A 24,212-nucleotide genomic window follows, 5' to 3' on the forward strand; every position below is an offset into this window, starting at 1 on the left:
ATTCATCGGTTCTACAGTGGTCACAACGATCCCCACCCCGTCAGCCGGGCCCAGACGACCACGCCGACCACCACGGCGGTCACCACGGCTATGGCGGGATCACGCCAGGTCGGACGCAGGATGGTCAGCGCGGTGGGTTGCCGGGTGATGCCGTAGCCACGGTTGAGCATCGCGGCGGCCAACTCCTCGGACATCCGGATGCCGGTGGAGAAGAGCGGCACCATGATGGTGGTGTAGGCGCGAATCGCACCGATCATCCCGCCGTCGATCTTTGCGCCCCGGGCCCGCTGGGCGTCCAGTACCTGATTGGCCCGGTGCTGCATGGTCGGGACGAACCGCAGGGCGGTCATCACGATGAAGACCACCGGAAACGGCAGCCGGGCCATGCGCATCAGGGCGACGAAGTGCTCCACCGGCGTACTGACGATCAGCGCGGCGGTCAGGCACACCATGGTGAGGATCCGCAGGCCCAGGTTGGCGCCGTGGGCCAGGCCGCCGACGGTCAGCGGCAGGCCGTCACCGAACCAGAGGTGCACCAGCACCCGGGCGGAGGAGGACGAGCCGAAGTCACCGGGGCCCCGACTGAGCGCCGCGAAGACCAGAATCAGGACGACGACCGGGGCCAAGGGCGCCAGTAGCTTGCCCACCTGCCGCCCCGGCACGCCAAGCGCGGGCAGGAGCAGCAGCGAGCCGACGGCCAGCAGCGCGTTGGGCAGCGGGTGGGCGAACTGGAAGGTCAACACCACCGCGACCACGAAGACGAGGAGCTTGGTGCGGACGTCCATCCGGTGAAAGAAGCTCGTGCCGTGCCGGTACTCGAGGAACATCAGGCTTCCTCCCACAGTTCGACGAACGCTTCCACGGTGGTGACCGGGGGCAGCCCGAGCCGCCGGGCCAGGCGGGTCACCTGGGGTGCGACGAGTTGGGTCCCGGCGAGCAGGTCCTCGTCGGCGAAGAGGTCGGCCACCGGAAGGTCGGCGCGCAGCCGCCCGGCATCGAACACCAGCGCCCGATGTGCGTACTCGGCGACCAGGGGCATGTCGTGCGTGACCATCAGGATGGTCCGGCCGGCCCGGTTCAACTCGCGGACCAGGTCCATGATCGCCCGCGCGCCGCGCCAGTCCTGGCCGGTCGTCGGCTCGTCGACGATGAGGATCCGGGGTTCCAGGGCCAGGACGCTGGCCACCGCCAGCCGCTGCCGCTGCCCCTTACCGAGCCGGAACGGGTGGTGGTCGAGGTGGGCGCGCATGCCCACCAGGTCGAGCACCTCGCGTACCTTCTCCTCGATCCGGTCGTCCGCCCAGCCCGCGTTACGGAGCCCGAACGCGACCTCGTCGCGGACGGTCGGGGCGAAGATCTGGTGATCCGGATTCTGGAAGACGTACCCGACGTCGGTGGCCAGGTCGCTGACCGAGCGGTCGCCGGTGGGGCGGCCGTACACCCGCAACTGGCCGGCAGTGGGACGGAGCAGGCCGTTGAGGTGCCGGGCGAAGGTTGTCTTCCCGGCGCCGTTACGGCCGAGCAGGGCGACGAACTCGCCCTCCCGGACCCGGACGTCCACGTCGGACAGGGCCTGGACCCCGGACGGGTAGCGGTGGCCGAGGCCGGTCGCCTCGATCACGACGGCCGCGTCCGCCGCAACCGCCGGCTGCGGGGCTCGGGCGCTGGCGCGTGCCCGGGCGGTGACCGGTAGCCGGTCCTGGAGCACGGCGACCGCCTCGTCCAGGGTCACCGCCGTCCGGTCGGCGGGCAGCCGGCCGGCCCGCTGGAGCGCGTGGCAGACGGTGGTCACCTGCGGTGGTCGCAGTCCCACCGCCTCGGCCCGCTCCGCGGCGGCGAAGAACTCCGCCGGTGGGCCGTCGTGTACGAGGGCACCGTCGTGCAGGACGATCAGCCGGTCGGCCCACTGCGCCACGAGTTCCGGCTCGTGCTCGACCAGGACCACGGTCCGGTGGCGGTCGGCGGCGGCCTGCTCCACCACCGCGAACACCTGGGCCGTACCGGCCGGGTCCAGTTCGCTGGTCGGCTCGTCGAGCACGAGGATCTCCGGAGCCATGGCCAGGATGCCGGCGATGGCCAGCCGCTGCTGCTGCCCACCGGACATCTGCCCGGTGTCCCGGTCGGCCAGCTCGCCGAGGCCGACCGCGTCGAGGGCCCGGCGGGCCCGGTCGAGCACCTCGGCGCGGGGCAGCCCGAGGTTTGCCGGGCCGACCGCCGCGTCGTCCAGCGCGAGCCGGCCGGTGATCTGCGACTCCGGGTCCTGCATGACCAGGCCGACGTGCCGGACCAGGTCGACCACGTCGTGTTCGACGGTGTCCAGGCCGACCGCGGTCAGGTACCCGTGCATCTCACCGTCGTGGTGGTGCGGGATGAGCCCGTTGAACATCATCAACAAGGTGGTCTTCCCGGCCCCGGTGGCGCCCATGACGGCGACCCGCTCGCCGCGCCGGATCTGGAAGGAGACGTCGGTGAGCTGGCGCTCGGTGGCCGACCGGTACCGGAAGCCGACGCCGTCGGCGCGCAGCACGGCGTCCGGGTCGCCGGTGCCCCGCGACTCGCCGCCGGCGGCTCGGGTCAGTCCTCGGGTGGTCATGGTGCCTCCTCGGTCAGGTCGGCGACCACGCTCACCGGCAGCGGATCGGGGAAGGCGGCACGGACCGCGGTCAGGTCGGTCGGGCGGCAGCTCACCAGGACGCAGGCCGACGGGCCGGCGGAGCGGTCGACCGGTACGGGATGGTCGGTCCGCCAGTCGACGGTGAGCCCGGCGCTGGCCGCGAGCTGCGGCACCTCCCAGGCCAGGCCCTTGGAGCCCACCGGGAGCGCGTCGTGGACGATGCCGCTGTCGAGCAGGGCCCGCAGGTCGGCGAGACCGACGAAGTCGGGGTGGCCGGGGACGACCCGGTCCCGGGGTGCCGAGCGGGGCAGACCCAGGCAGACCACCACGTCCCCCGGGCGGGAGGCCCCGGGGCGCAGCGCCCCGTGAGCCGCCTCGCCGAGGACGGTCACCCCGATGCCGGTGGCGACGGTGGGGACGTTGTCCTCGGTCGTACCGGTGACCCGGTCGGCGTCAAGGCCGACCTCGGCGGCGAGCGCGACGACCGCGGCGATCATCTCCCGGCCCTGCGGGTCGGCCTCCACGCAGAGCGTGTTGACCACGAGGGTCGGAGTGGCTCCGGCGCAGAGCACCTCCAGCAGCGGCACGCGGGTGGCGAAGTGCGCGACGGTCGACGCCGGTACGGCCACCGTGTCGTGCGGCTTCGGGCCGATGCCGCCCACGGAGTCGCAGGCGACGACGAGGCAGCTGTCGGTGAGGTCGAGTACGGTGAGGTCCCGGATTCGCCGGACGCCGCGTACCGCGCCGGTCATCTGGTCTCCTCCTCTGCGAGGCCGGCGGAGCGCAGGGCCCGGGTCGCGGCGGCAGCGACCAGGATGTTGATCGCCGACCCGACGGTGAGTGGCAGCACGAGCGCGGCGAAGAGTCCGACGCCGCCGATCGGGATCATGATGGCGGCGCCGCCGACCCCGTTGAGCACGATGCCGACGACGATCGCGAGCCAGATGTTCACCCGGCGGGCCAGCAGGCCGAAGATCGCCACGAAGACGGCCATCTCGGCCGCGACCAGCAGGTGGACGGGGAGGCCGAGCGGGAAACCGGTGGTCAGGGCGGAGAGCAGGTGCCCGAGCGCCCCGACGATGGACCCTTCGAGCGGGCTGAACGCGGCGCCGGCGAGGAAGGCGGGCGCGGAGTCGAGCGCCACCGTGCCGGTCGGGCTGGGCAGCTTGATGAACGCGCCGACGGCGCTGAGCGCGACGAGGATGGCGATGCGGGCGATCCGGCGGGGGGTGAAGAAGCGCGCGGCACCGCGACGGCGTTCGACCCGCCGGGCTTCGCCATTGCTCGGGCCGGTTCTTTCCGGCGCTCGGAGACCGTCACGAGGTTCGTCCGGACCGTGCTTGATGTTTCGCTCGCTGGGCTCGCTCATGGGGGAACCTCCGGTCAGCTTTCGGGGGTGGGGGGTGTGTGCGGGGAACGGGCCGCCTCGAGGTCGAGGTCGGTGCGGATGGTGAACCGATCGGCGCGCAGGACGCTCTTGACGTACTCGACTGCGCGGTCGGCGGCGTCGTAGGTGACCCGTTCGACCAGGAAGGCGGGGGCGCCGACCCGCTGGTCGAGGCAGGTCGCCTCGAAGTCGTCGAGGACGGTGGCGGTGAGCTGCTCGTGCCCGCGTACCGGCTGGATGCCGAAGGCGCGCAGCGAGTCGTAGAGCGACCGGTCGTTCAGGTCGACGCCGAGCAGGGGGGCGCACCGGTCGGCGGGGAGCCACACCGTCTCCAGCGACACCGGGCTGCCGTCGAGGGAACGGACCCGGCGCAGCTCGATCACCGTGTCCGGGCCGTCGGCGACCCGGAGGACCTCGCAGAGCCGGGCGGAGGGACGGACGGCGCCCATGGCGAGGACCTTCGAGCGGACTCGGTGCCCGCGCCGGGCCAGCTCGGCGGAGAACCCGTGCAGGAACCGCATGTCGTGCTCGACCCGGGGTTCGGCCACATACGTGCCGTCGCCCTGCCGCCGGTTGACGAGCCCATCGCGTTCGAGGCGGGTCAGCGCCTCGCGGACCGTCGCCCGGCTCACGCCCAACTGCTCGGCCATGGCCCGTTCGGTGGGCAGCCGGCTGCCCGGGGGGAGGTCGGAGCCGCCGAGCCGCTGCCGCAACGCCTCGTAGACCTGGTAGTACGCGGGTACCGGCCGGGTCTCGTCGACGACGACATCGCTGATGTCGGCGGGCTCGTACATGATCACCTCGAACATTGGGCGGCTATTGGTCCCGAACCGTAGACCAATGACCGCCCAATGACAATGCCCTGGTCAAGCTGCGTCTCGTGGGTGACCCCGCAACGGGCTCCCGGACGCACCCGACGGGTCGAGATCCCGGCACGACCGGCTCATCTGCCGAGCGGCGCCTCCTGGCGTGCGACGGTGCCGATGGCGTCGATGCGGCCCCACCGCCCTGGAATGTCGAGCAGTTCGATCCGACCGAACCGTTCGGGCAGTGCCGGCGCGACCACCAGATCCTCGCCGTACGGCTCAAGGCCGAGCAGCGTGCGCACCAGCAGCAGGGGGGCCGCGGTGGCCAGGGCCTGCGGGCTGTTCGCCGGCGGATACTGGACGGGGTGCCGGGTCAACTCGCGGTCGTAGCCGCCGAAGGCCTCCGGAAGGCGCCCCTGGAAATGCCGGGACGCGTCGAGGATTCCCTCGGCGATGCGCCCGGCCTCCTGGTGGAATCCGTAGCGGCGCAGGCCCCAGGCAATGAAGGAGTTGTCGAACGGCCAGACGGTGCCGACGTGGTAGCCGAGCGGGTTGTACCGCCCCTCGCCGTGCGCGAGGGTGCGTACCCCCCAGCCGGAGAAGAGGCGGGGGCCGAGCAGGTGCTCGGCGATCTTCGCGGCTCGGGATTCGTCGACGATGCCGCTCCACAGGAGGTGGCCGATGTTGGAGGAGAGGGCGTCGACCTGACGGCCGTCGCCGTCGAGGGCGAGCGCGTAGTACTCGCCCTCGTCGATCCAGAAGTCGCGGTTGAAGCGGTCCTTGAGTTCGGCGGCCTCGCTTTCCAGCCGATCGGCGTACGCGGGGTCGCGCCAGAACCGGCGGGCGAGTCGGGCGCCGCGGACCTTGGCGTCGTAGGCGTAGCCCTGCAGTTCGCAGGTCGCCCGGGGCTGGCTCGGCAGCCGGCCGTCGCGGAACGAGATGGCGTTCGGGGATTCCTTCCAGCACTGGTTCTCCAGCCCGGTCCGCTCGTTGCGGCGCTGGTACCAGACGTAGCCGTCGCCCATGATGTCGCCGTACTCGTCGATCCAGTGCAGCGCCGCGCGCGCCTCGTCCTCGAATTCGCGCACGAGTGTGGCGTCCCCCGTCCACCGCTCGTACTCGTCGAGCAGAATCACGTAGAGCGGGGTGCTGTCGGCAGCACCGAAATACTCCGACTGGGGGCGTTCCTCGAACGCGACCAGCTCGCTGTAGCGGACCTCGCGCGCGACCTTGCCCGGCTCCTCGTCGAGGAAGTCGTCGAGCACGGAGCCCTGGTCGATGCCGAGCATCCGCAGGGTGTGGACGGCCAACTCCGGCGTGAACGGCAACACCTGCAGGCTGGTGAGGATGGCGTCGCGGCCGGTGAGAGTCGCGTTCCACGGCAGCCCCGCCGCCGGCAACGGCTCGGTCGGCAGCGTCAGCGGCGCGAACCGGAGCGCGGCGAGATCGACCAGGCTGCGCTCGTAGGCCCGCTCCACCGGCTTCCAGTCGCAGCCCAACCGCGGAGCCTTGTCGAGCCACTGCCGCAGGTCGTCCTGCAGCCGCGCGGCGTCGCGTCGTTCGCGGGCGGGAGAAATGTGCTCTCGGACATCCTGACCGTCGGGGCGCAGCACCAGCCCCTGGACGTGCAGCTTGGTGCTCCACTGCCCGTGGGGTTCGATCCGGATGTGGTAGGTCAGCCCCTGTTCGTCGACCTGCGCCGGCTCAGTCGTGGAGATCACCGTCTCCCGCCGGAACTTCTCCCGCACGTAGCCGAGGTGCAGGCGCCCGTCCTCGACGTGCTGGTAGAGCCGACCGGGTCTCACCCATTCCTGTCCGATCGCGAGCACCGAGACGAAGTCACCGGCCGCGTCCACGCGGACCGTGAAATCAGCCGGTTCCCCGGAATGGTTGAGCACCGTCAACCGCTCCTCGAAGCTGCTGCCGACCACCGACCGTTCCCGGATCACCGACACCTTGGCGTCCACGTAGTGCGTCGGGGCCCCCGGCACCAGGAAGAACCGCACCTCGAAGTACGACGGGTCGTCCACGGCCAGCGCGCTCACCCGTTCGCCGTTGACGGTCAGCCGCCACCGCGACAGGAACCGGGTGTCGAACGAGAAGAATCCCAACGGGACGGTGGGGCCGGCGTCAATGTCGCCACTGCCGTCGCTCAACACGAAGACGTTGCCGTCCAGGACTCTGACGAGGTCGCTCTTCATCCCTGCCTCCGAACGTCACGGGCGGCGAACCGCGGGTGACGCGCGCCGGGCGGAGGCGCGAAAAGCCGCTCCAACAGGAGGACGAACCGGAACTGTCCTTCGGAGGTTATGTCGTTCCGCAGCCACGCCGCGAGCGGTTTGGCCTCGCCACGCGCCAACCGGTCGAAGAACGCGCTGTCGGCGCGGACGACCGCGTCGGCGTCGCTGTTCTGCTGCGACACCCGAACGGTGCCACCGCGGATCTCCACCAACCAGTGGTCGACCTCGTGGTCGTGCGCGAGGTCGAAGCGTATGGTGCCGTTCGTCTTCTTCAGCAGGCGTTCGTGGCCGTGGCGTTCGAGCGCCTCGAAGAACGTCCTGGTCGCCTCCGACATGGCACCACCTCCCGCAGAATCCGCCGGACCACGGGCAGCATCATTCGGACCAGGGTGGGGCCACCTCACCCGGATCGGATGAACCTGGCGGGCGTCCGCGGGCCCGCGCGGTGCCGCCGGCCCGCGGGGAGCAACTGCCCGCCAGGTCCGCCCCGGTCGGCCTGCCCACCGGGTACGCCCGACGGCTGCCGCCTCGATCGCGTGCGCCCGGGAACGTACGCGCCTTCGCCCACGCCCGCGGACGGATACCTGGATCTCGGGTACGAGCGCGACCAGTTCCGGCGGGAGACGATCAACTCCACCAACGAGCCGGCGCGGGTCGACGAGGGCTGCAACCGCCACCGGCCGTGACTCGATCCTTACCGGTCTACAGGCGCTGCCCGTGGTGCCGGACCAAGCCGTGGCCACCTTGCGCCTACTCGGTCTCGATCAGGCTGCTGCCCAAGACGACTTCCGCGACGAGGAGCCGGGAAAGATCATGCACGAGTTCCGGTACAGCGAGTTGTCCGCGTTCGAGGAGCAGCCCGACACGCCGTACTTCGCCAGGACGTGGAGCCGACCATGAGACCCGCAGCGGAGAGCATCATAGCGACACGACCCAACCGCCGTCGACGGTGAGCGTGTGCCCGGTGACGTACGCGGACGCGTTCGAGGCGAGGAACACCACGGCGCCGGCCAGGTCCCCCGCCTCGCCGACCCGGCCCAGGGGGATGTGCCTTGCCACCAGTTCGTCCTCGACTTCCCTGGTGGGCATGAGGTCGGCGGTCATCTCCGTGCGCATGTAGCCCGGGGCGATGGCATTCACCCGGATGCCATGCCTGCCCCACTCGTAGGCGAGGTTCTTCGTCAGCTGCACCACGGCGGCCTTCGACGCGTCGTACACCGAGGACCGCTCGCCGTCGACGACCAGACCGCCGATGGAGGCGAGGTTGATGATCCGGCCCCCGCCGCGCGGCCGCATGGCCCGCGCGGCGCGCTGGGCCACGAAGTACGTGCCGCGCAGGTTGACCCCCAGGGTCAGGTCGAACTCGGCGGCGGTGGCGTCCAACGCGCTGTTACGCAGCGACACACCGGCGTTGTTCACCACCACGTCGGGGACGCGGCCTTGCTGTTCGAGGGCGCCGAACGCGGCCTCGATACTGTCGAGGGAGGTGACCTCCAGCGCCAGCGGAAGCGCGCGGACGCCCTGCTGGCGCAGGTAGTCGCAGGCCTGCTCGGCGCGGTCCGCCGTCAGATCGGTCGCGATGATCTCGGCGCCGGCGTGGCCGAGGGCGAGGGCCTGGGCGCGGCCGAGACCGCCGTGGGCGCCGGTGACGAGGGCGCGTGCTCCGTCGAGGGTGAACAGGGATGTCAGTGCGGCCGATCGCACGGCGCTGTCCTTTCCGGCTCGGGCACGCCCCCCTCGGGCGGCTACAGGCCGTAGTTGGTGAGGATCTCGAACACCTGCTGGGAGTCGTGGCGGACGTGCTCGCGCATCTGCTCGGCGGCGGTGGCGGCGTCATCGTCGGCGATGGCCGCCGCGAGGGGACGGTGGTCCACCGCGGTCCAGTCCGGGGTGGTGACCACCTTGGAGCAGAAGTACCACTGCCGCAGGGCCAGGTTGAAGTGGATCCGGGCGGTCGTCTTGAGGTACTCGTTGCGGCTCATTAGGTAGATGCCCTTGTGGAACGCGGCGTCCAGGTCGATGCACCGTTGCAGGTCGGTGGTGCGGGCCTGCTCCTCGGCGAGCGCGACGAGTTGTTCCTTCTCCGCTTTAGAGCCGCGGCGGCAGGCCAGCGTCGTGGCCAGGGACTCCAGTTCCAGTCGCAGTTCCATGACCGAGCGGGAGTCCTTGAGCGCGATCTCGGTGGCGTAGGTGCCGCTGCGCGGGTAGATGACCACCAGCTTCTCGAACTCCAGCCGCCTGATGGCCTCACGCACCGGGGAGAGGCCCACGCCGAGGTCGGCCCGCAGGTCGTTCTCGACGAGCCGGTCCCCGGGCATGATCTCGGCGCGGACGAGTCGAGAGCACAGGCTGGCGTAGGCCGACTGGCTCAGCAGGGCGTTACCCGTCTGGTCAATGCCGACGAGCGCGCCCTTTCCGACGTACTCCGACAACATCGCGATTCCTTCCCCACGTCGTGCGCCGCTTCTGGGCAGCGGCCCCGCACTCTGGCAAGCTACCGGACGGTTACGGGCGCTTCGACGCTCCGGCGCGGGACGGGTCGCCGAGAAGGTCGTCGATCACCGTCGAGATGCCGTTCTCCACCGTGCAGGCATAGTCCCCGACGGAGAACTCCCCACCGAGCACCTCGACCACCTTCAACCCGACGCCGTTGACCGAGAGCGAGTCGGTGAGCTCGACGGCTGCGGGTCCGAAGCTCCGGTGCTTGAGAACGAAGTCCTTCGAGGTGTCCCGGGAGACGATCTCGAAGATCCGGAACCCCGGCCCGTCGGCTTCCGGCAGGGCGTGGACCTGAAGGTGCGGGTAGAGGGACATGTCCGCCCAGGCCGTGTTGTCGTGCCCGTCCCCGGGGGTCATCGAGATACCGAAGATCAGCTTGCCGGAGCGGTGCACGGCGCCGGAGACCGCGTCGGCGGTGTCGGTCAGCGCGATGTCGGCGTACTGCTTGGGATAGCCCCAGACCTCCCGGCCGAAGGCGACGCTCCAGGGCTGGTCCTCGTACTCGAAGAAGTAGTTGACTCCCCGGTGATCGCCGTAGCGGACGGGAATGACGACGCCCGAGTCGTAGAAGGGGCCGGGGGTGGCGTTGCCGAAGTCCGCGATCTGCACGACGAACCGGTCGTCGGCGAGCTCGAACGGGGTTGGCGCGAGGAGCGCCTCCAGGTTCGCCCGGTCGCCTCGGCAGTAGACGGAGAGGCTGCGCAGGTCCTTGCACCAGTAGGGCCGGTCGCCGCTCGGGTACCCGAGGTAGGTGAAGAAGTCCCTGGTGTCGTACGTCTTGCTCATCGGTTGGTTTCCCTGACCTTGTCTTATCGAGGGTGGGCCTAGTCCCGGCCGGCTTCGTGGATCTTGCGGAGGAACGACCGGAGTTCGGGCGCGGTGGGTGATTCGAAGATCTGCTCGGGCGGGCCCTGCTCGAGGATCACGCCCCGGTGCAGGAAGCAGACCTTCGATGAGATCTCGCGGGCGAAGGGCATCTCGTGGGTCGTCATCATCATGGTGATGCCGTCGGAGGCGAGTTCCCGGACCAGGTTCAGCACCTCGATCACGAGTTCCGGGTCGAGGGCTGAGGTGATCTCGTCCAGCAGCAGGGCCTGCGGGCGCATGAGCATCGCCCGGGCGATGGCGACGCGCTGCTGCTGGCCGCCGGAGAGCTGCGAGGGATAGGCGTCGGCCTTGTCGCGCAGGCCCACGCGGTCGAGCATCGCCCGCGCGTTGGCCTCGGCCTCGACCTTGCTCGCCACGCCGGCGCGGATCGGGGTGAGCGTGCAGTTCCGCAGCACCGTCATGTGCGGGAACAGGTTGTAGCTCTGGAAGACGATCCCGACCCGGCGGCGCAGCCCGACCAGGTCGACGCCCTCGCCGGAGACGACGTCACCATCGAGGAGGATCTGCCCGCCCTGGACGTCCTCCAGCCCGTTGACGCAGCGCAGCAGCGTCGACTTGCCGGAACCGGAGGCGCCGATGAGCGTGACGACCTCGTGCCGGCCGACGGTGAGGTCGACCTTGTCCAGCACGGTGAGGTCGCCGTACCGCTTGGTCACCTTGTCGAACTCGATAAACGCTCGGGACATGACTCACGCCCCTGTCTTCCTGGCCCCGGTACGGGCGAGCAGGTAGTCGACGAACCGGGTCTGCGGGATGGTGATGAGAACGAAGACGATGCACACGGCGGTCACCGCGGAGAGGTTGAAATCGTTCGCCGAGTAGATCTTGGCCTGGCTGAACGCGTCGATGATGCCGACGACGATCACCAGCGCGGTGTCCTTCTGCAAGCCGATGAAGGTGCTGAGCATGGGCGCGGCGATGTTGCGGGCCATCTGCGGCAGGATGACGAACCGCTGGACGTCGGTCTGGGTCAGGCCCATGGAGAGGGCTGCGGAGCTCTGGCCGGGGTTGATCGACTCGATCCCGGCGCGGTACAGCTCCGCGTTGTAGGCGCTGTACGTCATGGCCAACGCCACGATGGCGTAGACGACCAGCGATCCGCCGCTGAGGAACGGCACCTCGGTCAGCGGTAGGCCGTAGCAGACGAGGTAGATCAGGACGACCGACGGGATGCCGCGGAACACGTCGATGTAGGCGATGGACAGCGCCCTGACCGGGCGGAAGCCCCGGCCCGGCAGTTGCCGGCCGATGGCGAGCACGAGCCCGAAGACCATGGCGAGGACCTGGGCGCCGAGCGCGATCTGGATGTTGATCCACAGGGCGCGGAGGATGTCGAGGAAGCTGCGCGACATGTACTCGCCGTTGAAGAACGTCTTCTGCACCGCCCCGTCGTTGGTGAAGACCATCAGGGCGAGCACGGCCACGATGGCCAGGCAGCCGCTGAGTCCGAGGGACGAGATGGCGGCGTTGCGGGAATGTGCCGCCGCCCGGCGGGCCTCGACGTACCGACCGGCCCCCCAGTCCTGCCGGGACCGGCGGCTGCGCCGGTAGGCCAGCGAGAGGGGCCAACCGAGCGCGGCGACCGGGAGCGCGGCACCGAGCAGGATCCGGGTGGCGGGTGCGTCGACCAGCATGGTGGCGAGCTGGTAGCACAGGGTCGCGGCCAGGACGGTGAGGACGGCGGCGGCGGTGAGGTAGGCCGTCGTCGACAGTGGCCTGGTCGGAGTGAGGCCGGTACCGGACGTTGTCGGCGGGGCGTCACGTGTCTCGGGTGACTGTACCTTCATGGTCAGACACTCCAGTCGGCCAGTTTGTCAGGGTCGCCGCCGAGGATCGGGTTCAGCCACTTGTCCATGATGGCGGCGAGCGTGCCGTCCTTCTCCATGTCGGCGAGGATCTGGTTGACCGCCGTGACGTTCTGCGAGCCCTTGGGGAACAGCGCTGCCACGTCGCCGCCGACCGGGTACTGTCCGATGACCTCGAGCTTGCCGTCCGAGCTGGCCGCCCGGGGCATGACGGTGGCGGTGTCGTTGAGCGCGGCGTCGACCTGCCCGGCCAGTACGGCGTTGAAGAGGTCGTCGTTGGAGGCGAAGACCCGCACCTGCTTGGGCTTGAGCGTCTCGTTGACGTACGTGAGCTGAACGGATCCGGCGAGCACGCCGACGGTGGCCGTCCTGATGCTCTCCTTGGTCAGGCTGGATCCGGTCTTGACGAGGACACCGGTGCGATAGGTGTTGTAGGGCGTGGAGAAGTCGACGGCCTTGCGCCGTTCGGGTGTGTCGTAGATGTCCCAGACCGCGAAGTCGAAGTTCGAGGTCTTGGCGGTGACGAGGGCCTCGAACGAGGCATTCACCAGCTTGATCTTGCTCAGTCCGGCGCGGTTGGCGATCTCGGCGTCGAGGCAGTACATGTAGCCGCCGTTGACCGATTCGAGGGTGTTGCCCCGGTAGCCGGCCGGGTAGGGCAGCGAGGCGGCGACGGTGAGGGTGCCCTCGGTCATGGTCTTCAACTCGTGGACCGTGGGGTTCGCTGTTACCTCACAGTCGCCGAAGCCGGTTGCCCCGGAGCCGGCGGACGAGGTGTCCGTGCCGCACGCGGCCAGGGCGAGCATCCCGGTGATGGCCGTGGCAACGCCGAGGGAGCGGAGTGACCTCTTCATCTGACACCTCCGTGTCGATGGTCATGACGCAATGGGGGAGAATGGAATGTCAGTGACATGTTAGTGAAGTGTGAAAGACGCTACACCTGATCAGCAGGTCAGTCCAGAGGGCTTTCAGCTGGTAGGGCCCGTCAGCGGGAGCCCATGTGGGGGTAACGATGGTCGCGCGGCGGGTCGAAGGTCTCCTTGATCGACCGCGGCGAGATCCAGCGGGTCAGGTTCGACGCCGCGCCCGCCTTGTCGTTGGTGCCCGAGGCACGGGAGCCGCCGAACGGCTGCTGCCCGACCACCGCCCCGGTCGGCTTGTCGTTGACGTAGAAGTTGCCGGCGGCGAACCGCAGCCGTTGGCTGGCCCAGGCGATCGCCGCGCGGTCGCGGGCAACGACCGCGCCGGTCAGCGCGTACGACGAGAATGACTCCATCTGGTCGACCGCGTCGGTGAAAGCGTCGTCGTCGAAGACGTGCACGGCCAGGATCGGCCCGAAGTACTCCGTGCGGAACATCTCGTCGGTGGGGTCGGCGCTGTGCACGACGGTGGGGCGGACGAAATAACCGGTCGAATCGTCGACCTCGCCACCGGCGAGCACCGTCAGCGAGTCCCGCCGGTGGGCCCGGTCGATCGCGGCCCGGTGCCGGCTCAACGCCCGGGCGTCGATCACCGCCCCCATGAAGTGGGAGAGGTCGGTGACGTCGCCCATCGTCAGTGCCTCCACCTCGGCGAGCAGCGGTTCGCGCACCCTGTCCCACACCGACCGGGCCACGTACGCCCGGGAGGCAGCCGAGCACTTCTGCCCCTGGTACTCGAACGCGCCCCGCAGCAGCGCCACCCGCAGCACGTCCGGATCGGCCGAGCCGTGCGCGAGCACGAAACCCTTCCCGCCGGTCTCTCCGACGATCCGGGGGTACGACCGGTAGCCCCCGAGGTTCGCCCCCACCGTCGACCACAAATGCTGGAACGTCGCGGTGGAGCCGGTGAAGTGGATACCGGCCAGGTCGCGGTGGGCGAGCGCCACTGCCGAGACGTCGAGGCCGTCGCCCGGCAACATGTTGATCACGCCGGGCGGCAGACCGGCCTCCTCCAGCAACTCCATGATCAGGCTCGCGGCGAGCTGCTGGGTCGGCGCGGGCTTCCAGAGCACCGTGTTGCCCATCAGCGCCGGCGCGGTCGGCAGGTTTCCCGCGATCGCGGTGAAGTTGAACGGGGTGACGGCGTAGACGAAGCCCTCCAGGGGGCGATGGTCGGTGCGGTTCCACACCCCACGGGAGTTCGCCACCGGCTGTTCGCCCATGATCTGCCGGGCGTAGTGGACGTTGAACCGCCAGAAGTCGGCCAGCTCGCACGCGGAGTCGATCTCGGCTTGGACAGCGGTCTTCGACTGGCCCAGCATCGTCGCGGCGTTCAGTCGCTGCCGCCACGGGCCGGCCAGCAGATCGGCAGCCTTGAGCAGGATCGCGGCGCGGTCGTCGAGGGACAGCTCGCGCCAGCCGGGCGCCGCCTCCCCCGCCGCCGCGATGGCGTCCTCGGCGTCGGTCCGGGTGGAGTTACGCAGCACCCCGAGCACGTGGCGGTGGTCGTGCGGCTGCACCACCGCGATCTCCGCTCCCCCACCCATCCGGCGGCGGCCACCGATCGCGGCGGTCAACTCCACCGCTCGGCTCTCCTGCCGCGCCAGCTCCCGCTCCAGCTCTGCCCGCTCGGGGCTGCCGGGGGCGTAGCTCAGGGTCGCTTCGTTGACCGGGGACGGCGGACTCGTAACGGCATCCACTCTTGTCCTCCTCGCATCGACGGAATCCACGGTCCAGCTGAGGCCGGACCGGCGGGTGGGCGCGGTTGGTGATGCCCGCCGAGGCTTACCCAGATCTGGGCACCTCGGCCGGCGGGCTGACATTACACTAAAATGTCAGATGGGCCAGCCCTCAACTCCTGACGCCCCTGCCGCCTGACCACTGACGCCGCCAACGCACAGTTGGTCTCGAATCGCCCCCGCGATCCCGACGCGGGTTCGCCCCACTCAGCCACGCCTGCCCGCGCACCAACAACATGATCATTGTGTGCGACCACCGCGCATGGCCCCTCGAAGCCGAGACCGCGATCCACACCCTCGGCGCACGCGGGCCGCCACCCAGGCCCCTGCCGGCAGCACGGCCGGGCAGCGCCACCGGGCCGAGGACATCCAAGAGCGCGGTCGCGTCATCCTCACCAACCCTCGCTACAGCGGGGTGGCAGGCGTGGAACCAAGCAACGCGCCGACGAGGTACTACTGGACGTCGAGGACGTGGCGATGGACCACCGGCGTCATGCGCTGGAACGCCTGTGACAAGTAGGTGGTCTCCAGGGAGATCACCCGTGAGCACTCATCAACGAACGAATCCTTCCCGAATTTTCGCCCCACCTTGCACTCAGGTCCCCTGCCAGTCTGGGGTATGGGACTGGACATCCGCCGGGATGCCGATTCGCCCATTCGTCAGAACAAGAGGCGTGATCTCCGTCGTCTCGCAAAAGCGCAGGTAGCCGACGAAGCAGTCGACACCATCACCGCAATCGACAGCGCGCAAGCCCAGCCACTCCAGCAGCGCCCGAAGCTGGTAAAACATGTCAGGATGCAGTTCCTGGCGCACAGTCAACGCCCAGCCGTCCGGCTGCTCCCGCCTGACCAACTCGGCGATGAGCGCGCCTCCCGCTCGCCAGGCCACGCCCCGTTGCCCGAACATCGGCGCTGGTTCGGCGGTTTCCCACTCGCAATCGGGATCGTCGGGATCCCCCAGCGGATAGGTCTCCAGATAGGCGTCCGCGCCGATCAGCAGCTGCCCAGGCCTGGGCCCCTGTCCCACGTGCCACCGCAGCTCGGCAAGCTCCCCGTCGGGGACGTCGCCACGCAAGTCGATACTCAACACAATTTCGTACAGGTCTCCCACTAAGCGCACCCTACCCTCTCTACCAAGACCAGATAAGACCCCCGAGGGACCCAGACCTCACGGAGAACAGCGGTGGCGTCAGGCTGGTTCGGGCGAGGAATCCGTCGAGCAGGTCGGGGCGGTACTGGATGCGCTTGAGCCGGTTCTCGATCCTCGCGAAAAGGTGGTCGACGCCGTAACAGCAAGTTGCCGATGCTGCGTTTCAAGTGCGACCGGACGCCCTCTAATACTTCAGAACACAGTAAACAACAGTGGGGTGCGTGAACCGGTACCAGTGGTTCCACCGGTAGTCCCGCGTGCACCTGTCGCCGTTGGACGCCCCTGGGACGATGTCGACAACGTGAACCGTGCCCTTTGCCTTACACTTCGACGCGCCGACGATCCAGCCGTCATCCTTTGGGAATTTGTAACAGTAATTGCGCACCAGGTGAAGCTCCAGGCACAGGCGGTAGCCGTCTTCCGTAATGTACGCAGACTCGGGATCGGCGCACGCACCCCGGTCATAGTCCACCGAAACCACCCGATAGGTGCCACGCGTGCCGTTGCAGTTGCCAATCCCCAGGAAGTCACCGTCTTCGCTGACGACGATGCACTGCCCGATCTTCGCGGGCGGCGGTGGCGGAGCCGCCTCGGTCGTCCGGTCCTCCTCCTCAGGCGGGGAATACGTCTCCTCGGTGGACGGCGGTGAGGGTGTCGTCGGCGACAGCACGGGAGAGGATCCGTCCGCGACGTTTGTGGGCCGGCCATCGTCGCCCATGTTGGAGACGACGAGCGCGCCGGCCGCGACCACGCAGGTCCCGAGCAGGCACAACGCCAGCACCCCGGCGATGACGCCGATGATGAGCCCGTTGCGCTTCGGCGGCGCCGACGGCGGCGCGGCCATGCCGGGTTCCGGTGGGGTCACACCCTGGTTGTGGGGCACGTCAGACGGCGGAGGCAGCGTCACCCGAGGAGTGTGACATAGATCCACTAAGGACGGCCAGACTCTCGGCCCGGGCCAGATCAGCGGCCAGCAGGCTGGTCTTCAGCGGGCACCGTACCGCGCTGGCTCGGTAGATCAGCCGATGCGGGAAGGCTCACGCCATGCGATCGTCACCGCTGGCCCGCGACGGCGGCCGGGAGCAGAGGGGATTCCGCCTTGAGATCGTGAATCCGCTGCCGCAGCGATTCTTCGACTCCCGGCGGCTGCGGTTCACCCCGGTCGCGGCGCAATCGGGCGAACGCCAGGTCCAGTTGCGCGGAGTGCAGACGCCTCATCCGGGTGTAGGCCGGACGGTCGCCACGCAGGAGTGCCTGTAGCCGCATCCGGAAGCGCAGTGGCGGATTCACCAGTACGGGCACCTCGGCCGGGATGATCGCGCCGCGCGAATCGCGGGCCTCCCTCCGGAGGTGCTGGTGCAGCGACCTGGTTTCTTGACGCAACGCGATGATGATGAGAAACAGCAGGATGGCGAACGCCGGTCCCTTGAGGACGACGAGGTTCAGCGGCTGCACCACGAACAGCTGAAGCAGGGAATTGTCAGACTCCCAGTACAGGCGGCCCATTGCGAAGACGTCCCAGATCAGGTGGGCCGCGATGGCGACGAGGAAGCCGCTACCGACGCAGACCGCCCGCCGCCGCCAGTCGTTGAACTGTGTGGCGAGTCCGATGCCGGCGCCGATGATCCCCGTGTAGGTGGCGTGGCTGACCAGGAGCCCGGTGACCTGCCGGTACCAGTGCTGGTAGAGCACGGTGCCGAAGTCTCCCGTCATGTAGGACATCGACTCGGCGAACTGGAAGCCGATTCCGACGCAGGCGCCGATGACGATGCCACCGAGCATGCCGTCGACGCGCCGCCAGGCGAGCAGCACGATCACGAGGACCCCCGCACCCTTGCCCAACTCCTCCGGGACCGCGGCGGCGGCCGCGTGACTGAGGATCGCCGCGGTGCCCGGCAGAAGCTCTGCCGTGATGACGACGTGCAGGATGCCCTCGACCATCTGGGCGAAGTACGCGGCGACGAACAGGCCCCAGGCGAAGGCGACCACGACCAGTCGCCACGGTGGCTTGCGGTTGCGCTGCATCCGGCGGAATGTCCACAGCGCGAAAAGGGTCGTTGGAATGCTCAGCAGCGCGCCCCGCCAGGCGATTCCCACCTGCAGGAGGGTGAGGAACACAACCAGGAGGGCGGGCACGGCGAACACCAGTCCACCGCAGATGGCCCAGGTCATGAAGCGGCGACGCGGCGAGCCACCCGCGGCTGAGGTTACGGCGACGACGACAGCGGCGATGCAGGCGGTGAACAGTGAGATGCCGGCAACCCCGAGGCTGACCATGCCGAGGACGCGTACCCCCGTGCCGTCATCGCGGATGACACCGACCAGCGACGCTACGGCGATCATCACCAGCAGCGCCTCACCCGTCGTGAGCGCGGCGCCGAGCCGGTCGAGCCGGTACGCCGCCGGCACGGTCGGATCCGGCACCACCGGGCGGGGCGGCGGTGCGAGGCCGAGCCCGGATCCCTCCGGCGGCGCGCTGGTCGGCTGCGGCGTCTCCTCCGTCATCGCTCGATTTCCACGTGCACCCAGGCGAGCACCTCCTCCGCCCGGTTTCCTCGGACGGTGGCCAACACAAACTGGTATGTCCCAGCGGGTACCGCGGAGGTGGCGCTCAACGGCACCGGACTGGCCCGCAGGCCGTCGAGATCCGGCAGGTCCACGCTGTTGGTCCGGTGGCCGAACGCGTCGTACCAACTCGCCCGCGCGGGTTCCGCGGCTACGGACGCGGCCACACCCTCGTCGATCGTGGCGGCCGGGATCTGTCCCTGCCGGAATCTCTCCTGCGGCAGATCGCCAATGCTCGCGGTGGCCGAGTCGAATGCGTAGAGCCGGATCGGCAGGGCCGGAGAACGTTGTGGGGTGGCCGGCCAGGACACGGCCAGGACGACAGCCGAGGCGAGGACGACGACCACCGCGATCAGACCGAGGACAGTCATCACGCGTACCGGAAGACGAGCTTCCGTGGGCTCGGTCCCGTCTGGCACGGCTCCCTCCGTCCACAGTGGTGGGTTACCCTAGCCTAACCCGTAGCGGCGGTCGTACAGGCGTACGTGGACGCGCATGCGCATGGCTCAATCCCGACGCTCGGATTGGGAGGCTATGTCTGCGGCGGTGTCTGTCAACGTGCTGGCCGAGGGCGTACCCATCGATTGTGGCGGCATGGCCGACGGCCTCGCCGGCTGTTACGGAGCGGTCCCCGCCGTCGGCATCGCAGCGATCGCGGTGCTGGGTGGCGCCGCCCTCGCCGGTTACACGGCGTTCGCCGTGTTCTTTCCACAGGTGCTCGATGCCCTGATGGGAATACCGGCGACGACGGACTCGATGGGCCGCAGGTCGGACTGGAAAGATCCCGGCACACATCCGCACCAGCCGACCCGGCCGCCGGACTCGCAACTCGCCGGTGGCGACCCGGTCTACCACCGCCCGGGCGCCACGGCGATCGGCTACGACGAGCGGACCATGCGGAACTTCGACGCCGTCGCACCCGAGCCGGGTTACCACGACGTCGTGGTCCATGGTGAGCGCAACGGGCTGTTCCTGCCGGGCCTGATCGGGGCAGACGGTGCCGACCATCCGTCGAACTACACCCACCCGGCCCAGATCGCCGAGGCGATCCGCGGCAATCCGCACTACGACGGCGGGCCGGTGCGTCTGGTGTCCTGCCACTCGGGCACCGTGAGGCCCGACGCGGGTGTCCCGCCGCCGGCCCAGCAGGTCGCGGACGCGCTGGGGGTGACGGTCATGGCGCCTACCGACGCGGTCGGTGTGAACCGGTATGGTCCGGTGGGGCAGGTTCCTCGGATCAGGCCCGGTGGCCAGTGGGTGACCTTCTATCCCGGCGGGGGGACCGATGGGTAAGCCGGCGTTGCGGTTCGCCGGGATGTTCCGCGAACTGGGACCCGTCGGCCTGGGCCTGGTTCAGGAGAGCATCTTCGACAACGTCTCCGCCGAGGAGATGCCGGATGTCGACGAGGTCGTCCGTTACCTGAGAGCGGGGTACGTCCTCATCGACATGATGGACCTGGCCGACGACCCGTTCGACTCGGCGCGACAGGTCATGAACGGGTCGACGATCCGCACCGACGGCGACTGGCTGTGGCGCGATGATCTGGCGTACTACGTCCACCGGCACCGGGTGGCCCTCCCCGAGGACTTCCTGGCGCTGATCCGCGAACGCCGCTACACCGTGCCGCACCGGGACGACGAACTGCTCCGCGAATGCTCACTGGTGGCCGAGGAACTGATGTTCTGACCACAACACCCTGGTCGAGGTCCGAAGCGTCAGCACTGGCGCGGCATCGCCCGGCCAGGCACCGCGTCGGCGGCAGTGGGGCCGAGCGCGGACAGGCGGCGTACGGCCACGAGCGCGGGACAGCGTTGCCGTCCAATTAAGCCAGGTCAGCCGATCCATCCATCGACGCCGGCGTCTCGACGCCGATTGGTCGCGGACCCGGCGCAGCGCCGCGAGCAGTTCGGTGCCGATCTCCCGGCCGCCGGAGCGGTCGGGGCAGAGCAGCTGGGACAGTCGTTCGCTGCCGATCATCGGCTGCCACGGGCGGTGCGCCGGGGGCGGCCGCGTCCACCCGCAGGCGCACGGTCGGGGGTTCGCCGGTCGCGGGGAGCGCGGCGGCGGTGACCGGCGCGGAGAGCGGACCGGTGACCGTCACCTCCGGCACGGAGGCGACCGACGGGGAAGCGGGCTGGCCGATCCTGCGGCGCAGGCATCGGCCTGCGCCGCAGGATGGTCAACGGCCTCACTGCGGCGTCAGGGGGTCTCCGGGCGCGGCAGGGAGAACTGCTCCATCCGCATCAGCGGCGCGACACGCTGCTTCATGGCGCCCTCGCTGAACGGCTTACGAAGCAGGTCCTGGGCGAGCGCGTTGCCCAGCGCCGCCATGACCATGCCCTGGTCCAGCGCCAGGTAGCGCTTCGACACCTGCCCACTGGTCACGTTGACGGCGTCGTAGAAGCCGCCAGGGCCGTACGCGTCGAAGTCCCGCCGCAGGTTGGCCAGGTTCCGCAGGGCGTCGTCCTCGGCGTAGCGCAGCGCGAGGAACGAGGCGTGGGGGGTCACCACACCCTGCCCGTACGCCGTGGGCAGCGGCTGCGCCGGCCGGCATTCGCCGTACCCGTAGTCGACGGTGGTGCGCTCCTGGTCGGAGCTGTACCCGCCGGCGTCCATCCCGATCGGGTCCACGCCGTACTCCCGGTACCCGCCGGCCGGGTTGTTTGACGGCGAGAATCCCCAGTAGCCGTAGCCGGCCTCGCGCAGCCCGTGCTCGATCTGCGCCCGGACGTACGTCGGGTGGTTGATCGCCCAGCTGTCCTTGCCCCACTGCTCCTCGGGCACGAACAGCGGCACCATCAGCGCCTCGAACATCGAGCCGCCCCAGGTGGGCACCAGTTGCATCCCGCGGTAGCGGTAGGCGCCCTCGAACAGCCGCACCCCGAGGTAGGTGCGCCACTCGCCGACCGCCCGCTGCTCGGACCACGACCAGTCACAGCCCTCCGGCGGGAAGGTCCGCCACATGCCGAAGTAGTGCTGGGGCGGGATCTGGCCGGCGGCGATGCCCAGGTAGCTGGCGATGCGCGGCTCGGTGTTGAAGGCGCCGTAGTGGTGGCAGGTGTAGTACACGTCGGGGCCGCCGCGGTAGTTGCCGGCGACGGAGCAGCCGGGCGGCGGCTCCGCCCAGAAGCCGCCGCGGATCTGCCGCTCGGCCGGGTTGTAGTAGTAGCCGAAGTCCATCCGGCGCAGCAGCGCGTCGGCCGGCGCCGCCAGCTCCGGCACCTGGTCCTTGACGATCGTCAGGGCGGTGGCGATCCAGCCGTTGTCGACGCTGGACAGGAACGGGTGCAGGGTGCTGCCGTCGGCCGGCCAGGTGGTGAGCTTCGCCCCGGTCGACGGGTGGTACCAGTTGTAGTACATGCCCGATGCCTCATGGATCTCCAGCCGGGCCAGCGTGGCCAGGGTCTGGGCGATGCGGGCCCGTGCCTCGTCGGCCGGGATCAGCCGGGTCTCCCGGGCGACAACGGTGCTCCACAGGTAGGCGCCGATGTTGGTCGGTGAGGTGTACGCCGAGCGGTCGGCCGGGTCGAGGCCACCGCCGATGTTGTCGGCGACCAGGCCGGTGGCCGGATCGACCAGGGCGGCGAACGAGCGCCACGTGTCCGCGGCGTACTGGTGCAGGAGAGCGTTGTGGCCCGTGGTGGACCGGGTGGCCGGAGAGGGGGCGGCGGTGGCCGCGGGGGCGGCGACGACCAGTCCGACGGACATGATCACCCCCGCGGCGACGGTCAGACGATTTCTGGGTCGCACGGAAGACTCCTCACTTGAGGCCGGTCATGGCGATGCCTTGCACGAAGTAGCGCTGCAGCAACACGAAGATGAGCAGGATCGGCAGGATGGTCACCACCGCGCCCGCCATCAGCAGGCCGTAGCGGGTGTTGTTCTCCCCGATGGCGTAGAGCGCGAGGGCCACGGGGAGGGTGTACTTCTCCTCGGACTGGGCGACGACCAGCGGCCAGAGGAAGTTGTTCCAGGTGGCCAGGAACTGCAGGATCCCGAGCGTGGCCAGGGCCGGTCCGCACAGCGGCAGGATGACTCGGGCGAAGATCCGGAACTCCCCGGCACCGTCCACCCGCGCCGCCTGGATCAGGTCGTCGGGCAGGCCCAGGATGAACTGTCGCATCAGGAACACCCCGAGTGGCTGGGCCAGCCACGGCAGGATGAGCCCGGCATAGCTGTTCACCATGCCGAGCTTGCTGACCAGCATGAACAGCGGGACGAAGGTGACCATGCCCGGCACCATCAGCATCCCGAGCACGAGCGCGAACACCGCCCGCCTGCCGGGGAAACGGAGCTTCGCCAGGGCGTAGCCGAGCATCGAGCAGAAGACGAGATTGCCCAGGGTGATGGCGACGGCCACCAGGGTGCTGTTGAAGAAGAACTGCGGGAAGTCCAACTGCGTGAACAGGTGCCGGTAGTTGTCCAGCGTTGGAGACTCGGGCAGCCAGGTGGGTGGCACCCGGCGGACCTCGGCGTTGGTCTTGAACGAGCCGAGCAGCATCCAGACGAACGGACCGACCAGGAGTACCAGCCCACCGGCGAGGACGGTGTACACCCACAGGTGGCCCCGGGCCTCCGGCGCGCCACCCACGACCCGGCGCCTTCTGCCGGTACGGCGCGGTGCGGGCGGGGCCGGTGTTTGCACGGACGTGGTCATGACGGCTCCCTCACGTCTTCGACCGGAGCAGCCGGAACTGCACCAGGGTGAGGACGAGGATGGCGACGAAGAGGACGTAGCTGATGGCCGCGGCGTAGCTGTAGTTGCCGAAGCCGAACTGGTTGTAGCTGTAGAAGGCCACCGACAGCGTCCGGTCCAGCGGCCCGCCCTGCGTCATCACGAACGGCTCCTCGAAGAACTGCAGGTATCCGATGCCGGTGATGACGCCGCCGAACAGCAGCGTGGGCCGCATCAGCGGCAGCGTGACGTGGCGGAACCGCGACCACGCGCCGCTGCCGTCCATGGCCGCCGCCTCGTACAGCTCCCCGGGAATCGCCTGCAGGCCGGCCAGGAAGATCACCATCAGGTACCCCAGGTTCCGCCAGGCCGCCATCAGGATGAGCGCGGGCATCGCCGTCGTCGGGTCGGTCAGCCAACTCGGGCCGTCGATGCCGACGTAGCCCAGCAGCGTGTTGACCAGCCCGCCGTCCGGCTCGAGCACGAAGCGCCAGACGACGGCAACGGCCACGATGCTGGTGACGACGGGCAGGTAGTAGCCGACCCGGAAGAACGTCCGGAACCTGGTGATCCCCGCGTCCAGGCCGACCGCGGCCGCGAGCCCGAGCACCATCGTCAGCGGGACCCCGACCAGCACGAAGTACGCCGTGTTGATGGCGGCCTGCCGGAACGTGTCGTCACCGAACAGCTTGACGTAGTTGTCCAGGCCGACCGGGTTGACCCCGAGGGGGTCGCGCAGGTCGGCGCTGCGCAGGTCGGTGAAGCTCATGGCGAGCGAGGCCAGCACCGGGCCCGCCATGAACACCACGAACACGAGCAGGAACGGGAGCGCGAAGCCCCAACCCGCGATGCCCTCCCGGCGCCTGCCCGTGGTCGTCCGGTTGCCGCCGGTGCACGCGGGTCGCGCGGTGGCGGAGGTCATC

The 24,212-nt window shown here is 69.5% G+C and carries 25 protein-coding genes; 4 read left to right on the forward strand and 21 right to left on the reverse strand.

Going from position 1 to position 24,212, the window contains the following annotated elements:
- Positions 1-20: 20 nt before the first annotated feature.
- The 7 genes from ACGF5G_RS29360 to ACGF5G_RS29390 form a co-directional block, all read right to left on the reverse strand.
- Complete coding sequence (locus ACGF5G_RS29360) at positions 21-827, reverse strand: energy-coupling factor transporter transmembrane component T family protein (RefSeq protein ID WP_393268634.1); 807 nt, start codon at positions 825-827, stop codon at positions 21-23.
- Positions 827-2,593, reverse strand: a complete 1,767-nt coding sequence (locus tag ACGF5G_RS29365) for an ABC transporter ATP-binding protein (RefSeq protein ID WP_393268636.1) — start codon at positions 2,591-2,593, stop codon at positions 827-829. Before ACGF5G_RS29365 ends, ACGF5G_RS29360 begins: the two co-directional genes overlap by 1 nt.
- Entirely contained in the window at positions 2,590-3,366 is a 777-nt protein-coding gene (locus ACGF5G_RS29370) for a hypothetical protein (protein WP_393268637.1), read from the reverse strand. The genes ACGF5G_RS29365 and ACGF5G_RS29370 overlap by 4 nt, the downstream gene beginning before the upstream one ends.
- Positions 3,363-3,983 (reverse strand): ECF transporter S component, encoded by a 621-nt coding sequence (locus ACGF5G_RS29375; protein WP_393268639.1) that lies wholly within the window; start codon positions 3,981-3,983, stop codon positions 3,363-3,365. Before ACGF5G_RS29375 ends, ACGF5G_RS29370 begins: the two co-directional genes overlap by 4 nt.
- Positions 3,984-3,997: 14 nt before the next feature.
- Positions 3,998-4,810 (reverse strand): GntR family transcriptional regulator, encoded by an 813-nt coding sequence (locus ACGF5G_RS29380; protein WP_393268642.1) that lies wholly within the window; start codon positions 4,808-4,810, stop codon positions 3,998-4,000.
- A 134-nt stretch (positions 4,811-4,944) separates the two neighbouring features.
- The gene (locus tag ACGF5G_RS29385) at positions 4,945-7,008 is read right to left on the reverse strand and encodes a glycogen debranching N-terminal domain-containing protein (RefSeq protein ID WP_393268644.1); all 2,064 of its coding nucleotides are present in this window, start codon (positions 7,006-7,008) and stop codon (positions 4,945-4,947) included.
- Positions 7,005-7,382 (reverse strand): SCP2 sterol-binding domain-containing protein, encoded by a 378-nt coding sequence (locus tag ACGF5G_RS29390; RefSeq protein WP_393268647.1) that lies wholly within the window; start codon positions 7,380-7,382, stop codon positions 7,005-7,007. Before ACGF5G_RS29390 ends, ACGF5G_RS29385 begins: the two co-directional genes overlap by 4 nt.
- 201 nt (positions 7,383-7,583) lie before the next feature.
- Here ACGF5G_RS29390 and ACGF5G_RS29395 point away from each other — a divergent pair, with 201 nt between their 5' ends.
- Together ACGF5G_RS29395 and ACGF5G_RS29400 are read left to right on the forward strand one after the other, a co-directional pair.
- Entirely contained in the window at positions 7,584-7,733 is a 150-nt protein-coding gene (locus tag ACGF5G_RS29395) for a hypothetical protein (RefSeq protein ID WP_393268648.1), read from the forward strand.
- A gap of 49 nt (positions 7,734-7,782) precedes the next feature.
- Positions 7,783-7,947 (forward strand): hypothetical protein, encoded by a 165-nt coding sequence (locus tag ACGF5G_RS29400; RefSeq protein WP_393268650.1) that lies wholly within the window; start codon positions 7,783-7,785, stop codon positions 7,945-7,947.
- Between the two features lie 18 nt (positions 7,948-7,965).
- On the opposite strand, the gene ACGF5G_RS29405 is transcribed toward ACGF5G_RS29400, so the two are convergent.
- The 11 genes from ACGF5G_RS29405 to ACGF5G_RS29455 all read right to left on the reverse strand — a co-directional run bounded on the left by ACGF5G_RS29405 (position 7,966) and on the right by ACGF5G_RS29455 (position 18,984).
- Positions 7,966-8,751 carry an SDR family NAD(P)-dependent oxidoreductase gene (locus tag ACGF5G_RS29405; RefSeq protein WP_393268652.1) on the reverse strand — a complete coding sequence of 262 codons (786 nt, stop codon included), beginning with the start codon at positions 8,749-8,751 and terminating at the stop codon, positions 7,966-7,968.
- Positions 8,752-8,792: 41 nt separating this feature from the next.
- Complete coding sequence (locus ACGF5G_RS29410) at positions 8,793-9,482, reverse strand: GntR family transcriptional regulator (RefSeq protein ID WP_393268655.1); 690 nt, start codon at positions 9,480-9,482, stop codon at positions 8,793-8,795.
- A 70-nt stretch (positions 9,483-9,552) separates the two neighbouring features.
- Positions 9,553-10,332: an acetoacetate decarboxylase family protein gene (locus ACGF5G_RS29415; protein WP_393268658.1), complete on the reverse strand. Its 780-nt coding sequence runs from the start codon at positions 10,330-10,332 to the stop codon at positions 9,553-9,555.
- A gap of 38 nt (positions 10,333-10,370) precedes the next feature.
- The gene (locus tag ACGF5G_RS29420) at positions 10,371-11,120 is read right to left on the reverse strand and encodes an amino acid ABC transporter ATP-binding protein (RefSeq protein ID WP_393268661.1); all 750 of its coding nucleotides are present in this window, start codon (positions 11,118-11,120) and stop codon (positions 10,371-10,373) included.
- A gap of 3 nt (positions 11,121-11,123) precedes the next feature.
- The gene (locus tag ACGF5G_RS29425; protein WP_393268664.1) at positions 11,124-12,221 is read right to left on the reverse strand and encodes an amino acid ABC transporter permease; all 1,098 of its coding nucleotides are present in this window, start codon (positions 12,219-12,221) and stop codon (positions 11,124-11,126) included.
- Between the two features lie 2 nt (positions 12,222-12,223).
- On the reverse strand, positions 12,224-13,093 hold the full coding sequence (locus ACGF5G_RS29430) for an ABC transporter substrate-binding protein (RefSeq protein ID WP_393268667.1): 870 nt from the start codon (positions 13,091-13,093) through the stop codon (positions 12,224-12,226).
- 131 nt (positions 13,094-13,224) lie between these two features.
- Entirely contained in the window at positions 13,225-14,859 is a 1,635-nt protein-coding gene (gene pruA / locus ACGF5G_RS29435; protein ID WP_393268670.1) for an L-glutamate gamma-semialdehyde dehydrogenase, read from the reverse strand.
- A gap of 634 nt (positions 14,860-15,493) precedes the next feature.
- Positions 15,494-16,009, reverse strand: a complete 516-nt coding sequence (locus ACGF5G_RS29440) for a hypothetical protein (RefSeq protein WP_393268673.1) — start codon at positions 16,007-16,009, stop codon at positions 15,494-15,496.
- 223 nt (positions 16,010-16,232) lie between these two features.
- A complete protein-coding gene (locus ACGF5G_RS29445; RefSeq protein WP_393268675.1) occupies positions 16,233-16,955 on the reverse strand; it encodes a hypothetical protein in 723 nt (240 codons plus the stop codon).
- Between the two features lie 146 nt (positions 16,956-17,101).
- A complete protein-coding gene (locus ACGF5G_RS29450; RefSeq protein ID WP_393268678.1) occupies positions 17,102-18,457 on the reverse strand; it encodes a PrsW family intramembrane metalloprotease in 1,356 nt (451 codons plus the stop codon).
- Positions 18,458-18,549: 92 nt separating this feature from the next.
- The gene (locus ACGF5G_RS29455) at positions 18,550-18,984 is read right to left on the reverse strand and encodes a hypothetical protein (RefSeq protein ID WP_393268679.1); all 435 of its coding nucleotides are present in this window, start codon (positions 18,982-18,984) and stop codon (positions 18,550-18,552) included.
- Positions 18,985-19,159: 175 nt separating this feature from the next.
- Here ACGF5G_RS29455 and ACGF5G_RS29460 point away from each other — a divergent pair, with 175 nt between their 5' ends.
- Both ACGF5G_RS29460 and ACGF5G_RS29465 read left to right on the forward strand, forming a co-directional pair.
- The gene (locus ACGF5G_RS29460; RefSeq protein WP_393268682.1) at positions 19,160-19,906 is read left to right on the forward strand and encodes a hypothetical protein; all 747 of its coding nucleotides are present in this window, start codon (positions 19,160-19,162) and stop codon (positions 19,904-19,906) included.
- Positions 19,899-20,300, forward strand: coding sequence for a hypothetical protein (locus ACGF5G_RS29465; protein WP_393268684.1), 402 nt, complete (start codon positions 19,899-19,901; stop codon positions 20,298-20,300). Before ACGF5G_RS29460 ends, ACGF5G_RS29465 begins: the two co-directional genes overlap by 8 nt.
- 513 nt (positions 20,301-20,813) lie before the next feature.
- On the opposite strand, the gene ACGF5G_RS29470 is transcribed toward ACGF5G_RS29465, so the two are convergent.
- The 3 genes from ACGF5G_RS29470 to ACGF5G_RS29480 all read right to left on the reverse strand — a co-directional run bounded on the left by ACGF5G_RS29470 (position 20,814) and on the right by ACGF5G_RS29480 (position 24,211).
- A complete protein-coding gene (locus tag ACGF5G_RS29470; RefSeq protein ID WP_393268686.1) occupies positions 20,814-22,364 on the reverse strand; it encodes a glucoamylase family protein in 1,551 nt (516 codons plus the stop codon).
- A 10-nt stretch (positions 22,365-22,374) separates the two neighbouring features.
- Positions 22,375-23,205: a carbohydrate ABC transporter permease gene (locus ACGF5G_RS29475; protein WP_393268688.1), complete on the reverse strand. Its 831-nt coding sequence runs from the start codon at positions 23,203-23,205 to the stop codon at positions 22,375-22,377.
- Positions 23,206-23,281: 76 nt separating this feature from the next.
- Entirely contained in the window at positions 23,282-24,211 is a 930-nt protein-coding gene (locus tag ACGF5G_RS29480; RefSeq protein WP_393268691.1) for a carbohydrate ABC transporter permease, read from the reverse strand.
- Position 24,212 lies beyond the last annotated feature (1 nt).

This window comes from Micromonospora sp. NPDC047730, assembly GCF_043204765.1.
Taxonomy (GTDB): domain Bacteria; phylum Actinomycetota; class Actinomycetes; order Mycobacteriales; family Micromonosporaceae; genus Micromonospora.